The 13,212-nt window shown below is 60.9% G+C and carries 9 protein-coding genes, 1 tRNA gene and 1 pseudogene; 8 read left to right on the forward strand and 3 right to left on the reverse strand.

Going from position 1 to position 13,212, the window contains the following annotated elements:
* Nucleotides 1-1,267, forward strand: a 1,267-nt coding sequence (menE, locus tag U9R81_RS15920) for an o-succinylbenzoate--CoA ligase (protein ID WP_322496413.1), incomplete at its 5' end; no start/stop codon positions are given.
* 33 nt (nt 1,268-1,300) lie between these two features.
* On the opposite strand, the gene U9R81_RS15925 is transcribed toward menE, so the two are convergent.
* Complete coding sequence (locus U9R81_RS15925; protein ID WP_322496414.1) at nt 1,301-1,960, reverse strand: DUF1405 domain-containing protein; 660 nt, start codon at nt 1,958-1,960, stop codon at nt 1,301-1,303.
* 85 nt (nt 1,961-2,045) lie between these two features.
* On the reverse strand, nt 2,046-2,579 hold the full coding sequence (locus U9R81_RS15930; RefSeq protein WP_322496415.1) for an acyltransferase: 534 nt from the start codon (nt 2,577-2,579) through the stop codon (nt 2,046-2,048).
* Between the two features lie 228 nt (nt 2,580-2,807).
* On the opposite strand from U9R81_RS15930, the gene U9R81_RS15935 reads away from it, so the two are divergent.
* The 4 genes from U9R81_RS15935 to U9R81_RS15950 all read left to right on the forward strand — a co-directional run bounded on the left by U9R81_RS15935 (nt 2,808) and on the right by U9R81_RS15950 (nt 7,223).
* Nucleotides 2,808-3,572: an IclR family transcriptional regulator gene (locus U9R81_RS15935; RefSeq protein WP_322496416.1), complete on the forward strand. Its 765-nt coding sequence runs from the start codon at nt 2,808-2,810 to the stop codon at nt 3,570-3,572.
* Nucleotides 3,573-3,806: 234 nt separating this feature from the next.
* Nucleotides 3,807-5,024: an anion transporter gene (locus U9R81_RS15940; RefSeq protein WP_322496417.1), complete on the forward strand. Its 1,218-nt coding sequence runs from the start codon at nt 3,807-3,809 to the stop codon at nt 5,022-5,024.
* Nucleotides 5,025-5,071: 47 nt separating this feature from the next.
* Nucleotides 5,072-5,147 (forward strand) — tRNA-Arg (locus U9R81_RS15945).
* 801 nt (nt 5,148-5,948) lie between these two features.
* Nucleotides 5,949-7,223, forward strand: a complete 1,275-nt coding sequence (locus U9R81_RS15950) for an Nramp family divalent metal transporter (protein WP_322496418.1) — start codon at nt 5,949-5,951, stop codon at nt 7,221-7,223.
* A 24-nt stretch (nt 7,224-7,247) separates the two neighbouring features.
* Here the strand turns inward: U9R81_RS15950 and U9R81_RS15955 are convergent, their stop codons facing one another.
* Complete coding sequence (locus U9R81_RS15955; RefSeq protein ID WP_322496419.1) at nt 7,248-7,727, reverse strand: hypothetical protein; 480 nt, start codon at nt 7,725-7,727, stop codon at nt 7,248-7,250.
* 411 nt (nt 7,728-8,138) lie between these two features.
* Here U9R81_RS15955 and U9R81_RS15960 point away from each other — a divergent pair, with 411 nt between their 5' ends.
* The 3 genes and pseudogenes from U9R81_RS15960 to U9R81_RS15970 form a co-directional block, all read left to right on the forward strand.
* Nucleotides 8,139-8,459: a hypothetical protein gene (locus U9R81_RS15960; RefSeq protein WP_322496420.1), complete on the forward strand. Its 321-nt coding sequence runs from the start codon at nt 8,139-8,141 to the stop codon at nt 8,457-8,459.
* Nucleotides 8,460-8,507: 48 nt separating this feature from the next.
* A complete protein-coding gene (locus U9R81_RS15965; protein ID WP_322496421.1) occupies nt 8,508-12,725 on the forward strand; it encodes a right-handed parallel beta-helix repeat-containing protein in 4,218 nt (1,405 codons plus the stop codon).
* A 13-nt stretch (nt 12,726-12,738) separates the two neighbouring features.
* A pseudogene (locus tag U9R81_RS15970) lies at nt 12,739-13,212 on the forward strand (kelch repeat-containing protein); the annotation flags it as partial.

Genomic DNA, 13,212 nt, shown 5'->3' on the forward strand with positions numbered 1-13,212 from the left:
GTATGCGGCGGTGGTGCATGCCGCGCCGCGCGCTGGCGTGACGCTGGTGCTGCTCAATACCCGGCTCACCGCCGCTGAGCTGGCCTTTCAAGTGCGCGACAGCGGGCCGGCCCTGCTGATCGCTGAAGATGAACTGGTGGCGACGGCGCGCGAGGCGGCGGGGGAAACACCCATCATCACGCTGGAGGAACTGGCTGCTCCTGCCGATGCGCCGCCGCCGCTGGCTTCGCCAATCAACCTGAGCGCGCCGCATACGATCATCTACACGTCGGGCACTACTGGGCGGCCCAAAGGCGCGATTCTCACCGCCGGCAACCACTGGTGGAACGCGATCGGCTCCATGCTCAACCTCGGTTTGTGCGACGACGACCGCTGGCTAGCCGTGCTGCCGCTCTTCCACGTCGGCGGCCTGAGCATCTTGCTGCGCGGGGTGATTTACGGCATCCCGGTCATCTTGCACGAACGGTTTGATCCGGTGTTGGTTCGGCGCGATCTGGCTGCGCAGCGCGTAACCATTGTCTCGCTGGTGGCAGTGATGTTGCAGCGGTTGCTCGCGGTTGACCCCGCGCCATTCCCGCCGCACCTGCGCTGCGTCTTGCTCGGCGGCGGCCCGGCTCCGCTCGCGTTGCTTGAGCAATGCGCAATGCGGGGCATCCCAGTGACGCAGACCTACGGTATGACCGAAGCGGCCTCGCAAGCGGCGACGCTTGCCCCTGCCGAAGCCTTACAGCGGCTCGGTTCGGCGGGCAAACCGTTGTTGCCGGTCGAGCTGCGGATCGTAACGCCAGCTGGCCACGATGCAGCGCCGGGAGAAGTGGGTGAAATCTGTCTGCGCGGGCCAACGATCTCGCCGGGGTATGTGAGCAGGCCGCCGCGCCAGTCTGACGAATGGCTGCCCACCGGCGATTTGGGCTATCTCGATGCGGAAGGCTACCTCTACGTGGTTGACCGGCGCAGCGATCTGATTATCGCCGGCGGCGAGAACATCTATCCTGCCGAAGTCGAGGCGGTGCTGCTCAGCCACCCGGCGGTCGCCGAGGCGGGAGTAGTGGGTGTGCCCGACCCTGAATGGGGCCAGCGACCGGTCGCGGCGGTGGTGGTGCGCCAGCCAGTAACGAGCGAGGAGCTGATTGCGCACTGCCGCGCGCGGCTGGCCGGCTACAAAGCGCCGCGCGCGATCGTGTTTGTCGATGAACTGCCGCGCACAGCGGCAGGTAAGCTCCGCCGGCCTGAATTACAACGAATGTTAGCACGAATAAACGAATAAAGTGTATAAAACGCCCCTTCCACCTCCATTCGTTTATTCGTTTCTCCATTCGTTTATTCGTTGCCCCAGTTGCAAGCCGCGCGCTTCGATCTGCTGCGCCACCACCACTGACGGGCGGGTCAGCCAGAAGCCCAGCACACTCGTCAAAAGGACCGCCGTCCACATCGCGAAGGATGGCGTGACCACCCACGTCAGCGGCGGGTGGAAGCCGAGGCCATAGTCAACGAAGATTGACAGGCTAAAGAAAGCGGCCACCGCAGCGCGAGCGCCCATCCCAAGGGGGCCAATACGGGTTGCCAGCAAGATACCCTCACACGTCAAGCCAATGTGCGACACGAACAGCATCAGTTCCAGCGGTTCGATCACGCCAGCGCCGAGCCAGTGGCGCGACCAGAAGGCGAGCGTCCATAGGCCGTATTTGATGCAGGCGAAGGCGGCGAAGGCGGTAAACCACGGCACAGCGCGACCATAGCGGATCAAGATGAAGGCAATGGTGGCGTAGAGCGCCGCGGCTGGGCAGTCAGGAATAAAGATCCAAGCCCATGGCGGCGAAGAGACCAGCATCGGCCCGTACCAGACGATGCCGCCCCACACGACGCCAAACAGATTGAGGGCCATGCATGTCCAGAAAATGAACGGGTGGCCGGTGATGAATGCATATATCAAGTCGATAAATGGGCGAATGTGGCGCATGTGGTCCTCTGCAATTGATCGTTCTGGAGCCGCACGGCCGTGCAGCTCTACTGTATGGGGCCGCACGCCGGCGGCGGTACGGTCGTCAACGATCCAACCGCCGGATGGGGACGCCGCCAACGAACGCTCCCGGCGGTACGTCGCGGTTTACCAAACTCATGGCTGAAACGGTCGCACCGGCGCCGATGATGACCCCCGGCAGAATGGTGCAATTGGCGCCGATCGTGACGTCAGGGCCAATCACCACGGGGCCGCGCTTCCATTCGTGGCGGGTCACCTCGTGGCACAGAATGGTTGTATTGTACCCGATGACGCAATTTTCGCCGAGGGTGATATCTTGCGGGAAGAAAATATCAAACATCACCATTAGGCCGACGCTGGCATGCGGAGCGACCTTGACGCCGAGCAGGCGGTAGATCGCGTTCTTGAGCGGGATGCTCGGCGTGTAGCGGGCTAATTGAATCAGGGCAGCGTTGCGGATAATCCGTGGGTAGCCGCCGGCCAACTGCGGAAAGTACCAGAGCGCGTTGTGGGGGCCGGGCAGCGGCGCGCTGCGCAGCCGCGCTTTGCGTTCGGCAGTGGAGCCGAGGCCGTCGGTTAGGTTGGGGTTGGTCGTCATAGTTTTGTTGATCGGCTCACCGCAGAGGACGCGGAGGGCGCAGAGGATTGTGGCCTTCAATAGGCGCTTTCTGCAACCCTCAGCGTTTTCTGCGCCATGTCGTTGTCAAAGGCCACCCTCCCAACCTCCCCCCGCTGGGGGGAGGCGCCGGGTGAGCAATCCAACTGGCAAAAAACGCCACTTTCCCTTACACTACCATGGAAAATCTTTTTAGATGCCGGAATGGGTATGGTACAGTCGATCGATCGCGCCTTTGATGTGTTAGAAGCGCTTGCGCTAGCTGATGATGATCTAAGTGTTTCGGAATTGAGCGAGCGGCTCGATCTGCCGTTAGCGACCGTTCATCGCCTGCTCTCTAGTTTAGCGGCGAGAGGCTATGTGGCGCAAGAGGCAAGCACGCGGCGCTACGGGCCGGGGCCGCGGCTGTTAGAAATTGCTGCCCGCGCCGCCCAGAGCCGGCGGTTCGATCTGATCCGGATTGCGCGGGCCGAGCTGGCCAAACTGACCGCCGAGACCGGCGAGACGAGCAATTTGATCATTCGCCAAGGCGATGCGGCAGTTTATCAAGAACAGATCCCAAGCCCGCACATGGTGCGGATGTTTACCGAAGTTGGTCAGCGCGCGCCGTTGTACTGCACCGGCGGCGGTAAAGCGATCTTGGCGGCATTGCCAGTTGCCGAACTCGAACAGTATCTGGCGAGTGGCCGCTTTGAGCAGTGGACAACCAAGACCATCACCGACCGCGACCGCCTGCGCGTCGAGCTGGTTACGGCGCGCGAACGCGGCTTTGCCCTCGACGACGAAGAGCGTGAGGCAGGGGTGTGCTGCGTCGCAGCGCCGATCTTCGACCGGCGCGGGCAGGTTGTAGGGGCGATTAGCTTATCCGGTCCCTCGATCCGGCTCAACCGGAAGCGGGCCGAAGCGTTGGGGCCGCGGGTGCGCGAAGCGGCATTGGCGTGTAGCCGGCAGTTGGGTTATCGCGTTGATGATTGAAGTTTGGTAGGATGGCGTGCAGCAGTGATTCTGCCGCGTGTTATGGAGTGCGGCAGTGGAACTGCCGCCTGCTATGGAGTGACGCCTAACATATCCTTCTCGCGTGAGCTAACGTTGTCTCAATTAAGCACACAACTTCTCAGCGGCCTTCGTATGCATAGCCCGCCTCTGAAGGGGGCGGGCGAGTTTGCTATGAGAAAACCACTATTGAGCGAACTGTAAGTAACACCCCGAATGGACACCATCATCTCAGTACTGACCTTGCTGATCGTCGCCGCGACCATCTTTGGGGTCGCGGTTGGGCGTTGGCCATTGCTGCGCGCCGATCGAACGACGATCACCGTGATCGGCGCGGCGCTGCTGCTCGGCATCGGCGCGATGTCGTTGGAACAGGCATACAAGGCGCTCGATTTCGACACCCTCTTGTTGCTGTTTAGCATGATGGTCATCAACGGTAGCCTCTTTCTCGCCGGCTTTTTCGGCGTCGTCACCCAGCGCGTGGTGCAATTCGCCCGCGGCCCGCGCTCGTTGTTGGCGCTGGTCATCGGCGCGAGCGGCGTGCTCTCGGCGCTGTTCCTCAACGACACCATCGTGCTCATGATGACGCCGATCGTGCTCGATGTCACCCGCGCCCTCCGGCGCGATCCGCTGCCTTACCTGATCGGGCTGGCAGTCGCGGCTAACATCGGCTCCACCGCCACCATCACCGGCAACCCGCAAAACATCATTATCGGCAACGCATCCAACATCCCTTATCTCGATTTTGCTGCTGCGCTCACGCCAACCGCCTTGATCGGCCTCGTTATCTGTTGGGTGATCGTCATGCTCGTGTATCGCGACGAATTCCGCAGCGGGGCACTGGAGACGCCCAACGTCTTGCGCACGCGGGTCTACCGGCCATTGCTGCGCAAAGCAGCGCTGGTGATCACGCTGATGCTAATTGCCTTTCTGGTTGGGGTACCGGTACCGGTAGCGGCCTTTGTCGCCGCCGGCGCGCTGCTCGCCACCCGCCGTATCCGGCCCGAACGAGTCTTCAAAACGATTGACTGGGGCCTCTTAACCTTCTTCGCCGGCCTCTTCGTCGTCACCCATGCCCTCGAAACCCAAGGCTGGACATCCCAGCTCTTCACGGCCTTGGCCCCGCTCGCCCAAGCCGGGATGGTGCCGTTCGGGTTGATATCGGTCGTGCTCTCGAACCTGATCAGCAACGTACCAGCAGTGTTACTGTTGCAAGGCTTAATCCCGGCCTTTGCCGACCAACAGCGGGCATGGCTCACGCTCGCCGCCACCGCCACGCTGGCCGGCAACCTCACCCTACTCGGCTCGGTCGCCAACCTGATCATGGCCGAACTCGCGGCGCGCTGGGGGGTGCGGGTGAGCTTCGGCGCGTATCTGAAGGTGGGTTTGCCAGTAACGATCTTGACCGTAGCGGTGAGCTTGGCGCTGGTGTGACCTCTCTTGCACAGCAATCCAGAGTATGGTAGACTCGAGCCTGCATTGCCCTCGTAGCTCAGGGGATAGAGCAGCAGTTTCCTAAACTGCGTGTCGCGCGTTCGAGTCGCGCCGGGGGCGCCAGATCCGAAAGGGCGAGGGTCAGACGACTCTCGCCTTTTTGGTGTTCAAAGGCGCAAAGCGAGCAAAGACGCAGAGGGGAAAAACGCAAAGGCGCGAAGGACGCAGAGTGCGCAAAGAGGTTCTGGAGATGGGGATGAACCGCGGCGGCCTCAGTGCCCCTGCGGTAACAAACGTACCCCCATTCTTGCGGTGAGGCGAGGGCAGCGTACCCCCTTGTCATTGCGAGGGGGCGAAGCGCCCGCAGCAATCCCCTGCTCAGGCGGATGCGAGTGCGTGCAGGCATTGCTCCCGTGCTCGGGGTGATTGCTTCGCCGCGTGCAGCGCGGCTCGCAATGACAGGCGGGGCGCGGGGGTGCGTGCCTTGTTGTCATTGTGAGGGCAGATACCCCCTTGTCATTGCGAGGGGGCGAAGTGCCCGCAGCAATCTCCCGCTCAGGCGGGCCAGTGCGTGCAGGCATTGCTCCCGTGCTCGGAGGGGATTGCTTCGCCGCCTGACGGCGGCTCGCAATGACAGACGGGGAGCAGGGGTGCGTGCCCTGTTGTCATTGCGAGGGCGGATACCCCCTTGTCATTGCGAGGGCGGATACCCCCTTGTCATTGCGAGGGGGCGAAGTGCCCGCAGCAATCTCCCGCTCAGGCGGATACGATGGCTGAGCGCAGGTTGCCCTCTCTCTGACTGCATGATACTTGACTGATCAACTTTGTTGAGGTACAATCGAAATAGGATTTAGGTAATCCTAAAATAAAAACTGGTGATTACCTAAGAGAGTAGACAAAAGCGATTGGTGTGAGCTTAGCGGCATGGAATCGCTCACCTACGCAGATCAACCTAGCGATACGCTGGCTGCACCGCAGCCGCACCGCCGGTTGTTGGCGCGGCTCTTGCCCTTTTTGGGACCAGCGTTTGTGGTCTCGATTGCGTACATTGATCCGGGCAATATCGCGACAGCGGTGCAAGCCGGCGCTCGTTTCGGCACCATGCTGTTGTGGGTGGTCGTCGCTAGCAATTTGTCGGCGATGCTGATCCAAGCGTTGGCGGCGAAGATTGGCATTGCGACTGGCTATAGTCTGGCCGAGTTGTCCCGCGAGCATTTCCCGCCGCCAGTAGTGTGGTTGATGTGGGTGGTGAGCGAGCTGGCAGCGATGGCGACCGATCTGGCTGAGTTTATCGGGGCGGCGATCGGGTTTCAGTTGCTGTTTGGCTTGCCGCTGCTCTGGGGCGGGGTGCTGACGGCGATTGTGACGAGGTTGATTATCAGCCTCGAGCGGCGCGGTTTCCGGCATCTCGAAGCGGTGATTTCGGCGTTGCTGGCGGTGGTCGCCGTGTGTTATGTGGCTGAACTCGTGTTTGGCCGGCCTGATTGGGCCGAGGTCGGGTTTCACATAGTGGCGCCGCAACTGGCCGGGACGGAGAGTTTGCTGCTTGCCGCTGGCATCCTTGGCGCGACGGTGATGCCGCATGCGATCTTTCTCCATTCGGCGCTGACCCAACATCGGATTGTGGGCCATACTGATGCCGAGCGCCGCACGATTTATCGGCTTGAGTTGGTTGATATTGCGATTGCGCTTGGCATTGCTGGTCTGGTCAACGCGGCCATGCTGATTGTGGCGGCAACGGCCTTTTACCGCCACGGTCTCCACAATGTCGCCACGATCGAAGGCGCGTATCAGAGCCTCACGCCGTTGTTTGGCCCGGCGGCGAGCCTGATCTTCGGGATTGCCCTGCTGGTGGCGGGGCTTTCCTCTTCGGCGGTAGGCACTTTGGCCGGCCAAGCGATTATGCAAGGGTTTTTGCATTGGGATGCGCCGCTGTGGTTGCGGCGCCTGATCACGATGGCGCCGGCGATGCTGGTGATCGCATTTGGCGTTGATCCGGCCAATGCGCTCGTGCTGAGCCAAGTGGCGCTCAGTTTTGCGCTGCCCTTTGCCCTGATCCCCCTGATAAGGTTCACGAGCCAGCACCGCATCATGGGCAGCCTGCGTAATCGGCGGCTGACGACGGTGCTGGCCAGCGTGGTGACGCTGGTGATCATGCTGCTCAACGTGGCGCTGATTGTGCAGGAGGTTATCGCTTAGCGCGTTTGATCTCCCGGTCAGCCATTATTGCAGCAGGGTAGCCAGTGTTCGCTCAAGCCCCGCCGCTCGTTCGGCGGTATAGGGGCCGGTGTCGCGCCAAAAAATGCGTCCGCTGCGATCAACCAACAACAGCGTAATCGTTTCAGTGCTAGGAATCTGCAACGTCGCCGCCACTTGCTGCACGTCAGTATAGACGGTCAGTGTCCGGTTGCGCACTGCCGGATCAGGAATAGCGAATGCCATGCCGCCGTCGATGAAGGGGCGGGCAAGGGTGTATTGCCTCCCAATGATGGGCAGTTCATAGGCCCGCAGGGCGGGATAGGCGGCGAGCAGCGGGTTGAGGGACGGAAACCAAGCGTCAATGAGCGCTTGATGCCAGCGGCGAAACGCGATGATGGCGATGTTGAATGTGCCGCCGAAGTCTGCCGGCAAGGTGAGCGCGCGCCCATTGAGGTTGCGGGCGGGCAGAGTGGGGAAGATGGCGGTGGTTGGTGTATGGTTCACAGGCAAACCCTCTCGCAGTGATAATGTGATCCTATACGTAGTGTAGCGCCAAGCAGCGCCGTATGCAGGATGGATCTTATTTTTCTCCGCCAAGCGAAGGTCACTGACCTTCGCTTTGTAGTGAATAAACGGTTAATAATCGTGGCGCTAAGAACGTTTCTTTAATCTTGTTAGTGTTTTATTAAAAAGTTTTTGTTCAAAAAATCACAAAGTTTATTGCAATTTTATTAAGAATATTTCATCAAAACCCATATAGATAATGTTTGTTAACCAGCAGGAAAGGTAATTTCTACAGATTCTATCGCTCTTCAACTGTACAATCATTGCAACATCGTTATAGACCCGGAGCCATCTCTACCCGATCATCTCCTCTGATTACCTGTTGATCAGCTTCATTCAAGAAAGGAGCAGATGATGCGCCCCGTCCTCCGTTCCTCATTCCTCAGTTCACTGCTGCTGATGCTTACGCTCGCGTTGCCGGCGGCGCCGGTGGCTCCGGCGGCCGGGCGCATCTATCTGCAAGCGGTGATTCCGGCCTGTACTCCAATTACGACTGACACGACGTGGGAAACCGGCAATGTGTACGTATTGCTAAATGACTGCGCGCTGGTTGTGCAGGCCGGCGCGACGCTGACCATCCAGCCGGGGGTGATCGTGAAATTGTTTTGGACGCCAGCGTATGGCGGTTCGCGTGGAGCAGGCATCCGCGTTGATGGCCGGCTCGTGGCGTGAGGCACGGCCAGCCAGCCGATCATCTTCACCAGCTACGCTGACGATAGCGTGGGTGGTGATACCAATGGCGACGGCAGCGCGACGACTCCTGCGCCGGGTGATTGGTATGGGTTATTGTTGATGAGCGGCAGCGAGACCATCCTCGACTATGTGCGGGTGCGCTATGCCGGAGGCTATTTATTTAACATAAATCTTGATGGATGGACTGAAGCGCAGATCGAAGTCAAGGCCGGCGCGCAGTTTACGATGACGAACAGTGAGGTGCGCGCTGGCGGACGGATGGGAATCTATCTGAATGGCGACGGGTTAACCCCGACGATCGAGTCGGTGACGGTGGCGGATCATACTATAAATGATAGTCATTATTACTACGCCATCCGCCAATCGTCGATCAATATGCAACCTACCTATGCCAATCTGACCTTCAGCAACAATACTCGCAACGAAGTGACGATTGGCAATTTCAATGGCAATCTGGCCCAAGATGTGACGTTGGCCGGCACGACGTTTGGCGTTACATGCTCCTCTAACTTCTGCCAGTTGATCGTACCGCAGGGGCGCACGTTGACGGTTGCGCCGGGGACGACGTTGCAGTTCGATCGCTCTATCGGTATTGCTATCGCCAGCGGCGGCACGTTGCGGGCCGAGGGCACGGCCAGCCAGCCGATCATCTTTACTAGATCCCCGTACTTGCCCTCGCCGCCGGGGTGGTGGCTTGGCTTGCAAGCGCAATACGGCAGCACGCTGCGCCTCAATTACGCAGATATCAGCTATGCTACCAGCATCTCACAATACGGTCAGGGCGGTCTCGAAATCAGTACCAATGATGCGCAGGTGCGTAATACGCGGATCCATCACAATCTCTATGATGGGTTGCATCTGGGAAGTCCGAGCGGCGCAACGATTGCGCCGGTGCTGACCAACGTTGATGTGACCGACAACGGCCAGTATGGCGTTTACGTTACAGCGTCCAGCGGCAGTGTGCTGAATGTGACGTGGGATGGCGGGCGCGTGGCGAACAACGGGTGGGCCGGTTTTTATGCTGATACATCGGATAGCTCAATCAATCCCACCTTGCGCAATCTGACGATTGCCAACAATGGTTCACGCGGCACTGATAGGTGGAAACAGCCCGGTATCGCGTGGGACGAGCATAACGTTAGTCCAGTCTTAGAGAATCTGACCCTCACCGGCAATACGGGGACAGCCATCTTCTGGTACTGCAATGGCTCGATCACGGCGCGCAACCTGACCGCTACTGGCAACGGCGCTAATGAATTGACCATTCCCGGTTGCACGGTGTATAGCGGGCGGCAATGGGATCTTGACGGCGCCGGCATTCCGGTCCGCATCGCCGCTGATATTACTGTTGCTCCCAATGCGCTGCTCTCGCTAGCGCCGGGCACGGTCTTGCGCTTCGATAAACTCTGGTACAACACCGATAACACGACTAGGCTAGTGGTGAATGATCAAGCGTCGCTGATTGCGTTGGGCACGGCTGCGAAACCGATCATCTTGACCGCCGTCAACCCAACCGCGGGATGGTGGAAAGGCATCGAAGCTCAGCAGCGGGCGACGGTCACGCTGCGCCACTGTGAGGTGGCGTATGGCGGCGGGAGAACGCAGGCGAGCGTTTATCTGTGGGCTTCTGTCGTTGGTGTGCCAGTCATGAATATCCAAAATTGCGAAATTCACCATTCGGCCAGCCGTGGCGTGATGGTTTACTTCATCAATAGCGCGACGGTGCCTACGCCACACATCTTCCAGTACAACCATCTGCACGATACGGCGGAAGCGGCGGTCGCCAACAACGGGCCGGTGCTCGATGCGCGCAATAACTATTGGGGCCATGCCAGCGGGCCGTACCACGCCACCCAGAACCGCGGCGGGCAGGGGGATGACGTCGGCGACAATATCCTCTTCTACCCGTGGCTGAGTTCTCCACAGGAAGGCGCCGTGGCCGGCGAGCTGATGGTCGTCACCGGCGGGCCGGAGCTGGTTAGTCCCGGCAAGACGGTGGATTACGCAGTACAGTACGTGAATGGCTCATCTGAGCCGGTGCGGAATGCACTCATCATCGTGCAGTTGCCGCGCGCCGCCGAGTATATAGCCAGCAGTCACGGCGGCATCTACTGGCCCGAACGGGACCAAGTCTTCTGGAAGCTGGGCGATCTGCCAGCAGGTAGCAGTAGCGTGCTGTCGTTGCAGGTGCGGTTTGTGTGGGGGCTGCCGCGCGATTACCGCGATGGCACGATGACCATCGTGACGTCTGATCATTACAATCCGAGCGGGTTGGATCGCAACGCCTATTTTGCTTACCGGCCGGTGACGCGCGATACGGTCACGCCGTTAACGTCCAGTCAATTGAACGCGCAGTTGGCCGCTTCGCCGGCGCTGCAAGCGGCGTACAATACGGCGGTGGCTGCCGGCTATACGTATCAAGGGGCGGCGTATGTCAGCCGCAGCGACGGTGCGACCGTGTTGGGGGTGGTCTTTGGCAATCGCACCCAACGGGCCGTGCGCATGCTCGCGCTGTATGACGGCAAGGTGCTGACGTACACCGTCACCGCCAGCGAATTCCGGGTCGAAGACGGTGCCAGCGGGATCCGGATGGATCTTCTGACTCGTACCGCCGAGACGTGGGGCACGTGGTCTGCCTCGGCCAGCGGCGGCTCGCTCACGTTGGCGTCGGGGTGTACGATGAGCGCCTGTATCCGCAACTGTGTCGTGAAGATCGTAAGCTGGGAGTTTATCCTGAAAAAGAGCGCGCGGATCATGAGCTGGACGGCCTTCGGTTTCTTTAGTGGTGGGACTGGATGGCTGGGCACGGCCTATGAGGTGTGGGATACCGTTAGTACTGCAAAAGAGTTGGTCTACGATTGCCCGACCGCGTGCGCATCGGATCCGGCTACCCATTGTTGTACGGCGGGTCAGGTGCGGTACAGCGGGGGGTTGCTTAGCGATCTGACCAGTACCTGCTATCGTGAAAAATGTAACGCGATTGGTGCGTGGGTTCCCGATCAATTCGAAGTTTGTGTAGCCTACGGCACCCGCTGTGTGGCGGGGATTGGGCCGGGTTCGGGATGCGTGGCGTGCGAAGAACGGGCAGGCATCCAGCAAGCCAATATCCAGACGCTGGCGGTGCAGGCGGCTACAATCGAGCGCGGGCAAGCGGATCTGTGTGCGTCCGGCAGGACGCGCTGCAGCGATCTGCGTCTCCGCGTGGCCAAAGACCCCAACGACATCACCGGGCCAGCCGGCGATCTGTTGCCCGGCCAGACCATCACCTACACCATCCGCTACGAGAACGAAGGCGATGGGCGGGCCTACGGGGTGTATGTGGTCAATCAACTGCCCGACGCGCTTGATGCGAGCACGGTCACGTTCGTTAATCGCACTGGGACGTATCTGCAGGCCACGCGTGAACTGGTGTGGACGATCGGCGAACTCGGCCCGAAGGGGGCGGCTGATTCGCAAGGGATCATTACCTACACCGTGCGCCTGCGCGAGGGGTTGGCGTCGGGGACGGTGGTCGCCAACCAAGCGGTGGTCTACTTCCCCAGCGTGCCGGAAGAGACGCCGACCAACACGTGGGTGAATCTGGTGGCGCCGCTGGTGGCGACGCCGCAAAGCCTAACGACGCCGTATATGACCCCGCTAGCAATTACCTTGAGCGGGCGCGAGGTCAGTGGCTTGCCCCTGACCTACGAGGTCGTCGAGCAGCCACGCGGCGGCACGCTCAGCGGCACGGCGCCCAACCTCACCTACACGCCGGCGGCGGATTTCACCGGCACGGATGGGTTTACCTTCCGCGTGAGCAACGGCACGTCAACCAGCCGGTCGGCGCAGGTGACGATCACGGTGCTGCCTCAGGGCGATACGACGGCGCCGCGAGTGCTGGGCAGCAACATTGCCGATGGCGCGACCGGTCTCACGTCCACCTTGATCTACACCGATACGCAAGGGGCGGCGTATGGGCCGGTAATCTTGGTCAGCGTCTCGGAACTGCTCGATGTGACGACGCTGACGACGACCACCGTCACGCTCACCCGTGACGGCACGCCAGTGGCGGCGAGCGTTGGCTTCGATAGCGGCGGGTATCACATCGTGGTGACGCCGCGTAGCCTGCTGAGCAATGGGGTCTACCGCCTGAGCGTGACGACCGGGGTGAAGGATCGGGCCGGCAACGCGCTGGCGGCGCCGTACACCACCAGTTTCATGATTGGGACGCGGCGCAACGTCTTTGTGCCGTTGGTGTTACGTTAGGAGGTGATCCTTGATGTCGCGCTGGACTAGGTTGAACTACCGCCTAGTGGTGGCGGCAATCGTTCTGTGGATGGGCGTTCAGGAGTGCGCCAGCGCGGCGTTCGTGATTGCGGCGGCCGATGCGCTCGTGGACGCCTGCCTCTTCCATTGGGAATCCCGCGCCGGGTTGCCGACAGCGCGCGGCTACCTAGCGGCGGCCGCGTTGCCGGACGGCCGGGTGTTCGCCATCGGTGGGTGGACAAACACCGGCCCGACGGCAGCGGTGGAGGCCTATGCGCCGTGGACGAATACTTGGCAGTCGGCCGCCAGCCTTTCAACCGGCCGCAACTCGCTGGCGGCCGCGACGGTGGATGGCAAGATCTACGCCATCGGCGGCTACACCATCGGCGTCAGCAACCTAGTCGAGGCTTACGACCCGGTGACCAACACGTGGAGCGGTCGGGCGGCGCTGCCGACCGCGCGGGCGCTGCTGGCTGCGGTGGCCGTG

The organism is Chloroflexus sp. (assembly GCF_034435895.1).
In the GTDB taxonomy this organism is placed as follows: domain Bacteria; phylum Chloroflexota; class Chloroflexia; order Chloroflexales; family Chloroflexaceae; genus Chloroflexus.

Coding starts and splice junctions, on each gene's coding strand:
- U9R81_RS15925 (WP_322496414.1), bottom strand. CDS start 1,960: ATGCGCCACATTCGCCCATTTATCGACTTGATATATGCATTCATCACC.
- U9R81_RS15930 (WP_322496415.1), bottom strand. CDS start 2,579: ATGACGACCAACCCCAACCTAACCGACGGCCTCGGCTCCACTGCCGAA.
- U9R81_RS15935 (WP_322496416.1), top strand. CDS start 2,808: ATGGTACAGTCGATCGATCGCGCCTTTGATGTGTTAGAAGCGCTTGCG.
- U9R81_RS15940 (WP_322496417.1), top strand. CDS start 3,807: ATGGACACCATCATCTCAGTACTGACCTTGCTGATCGTCGCCGCGACC.
- U9R81_RS15950 (WP_322496418.1), top strand. CDS start 5,949: ATGGAATCGCTCACCTACGCAGATCAACCTAGCGATACGCTGGCTGCA.
- U9R81_RS15960 (WP_322496420.1), top strand. CDS start 8,139: ATGATGCGCCCCGTCCTCCGTTCCTCATTCCTCAGTTCACTGCTGCTG.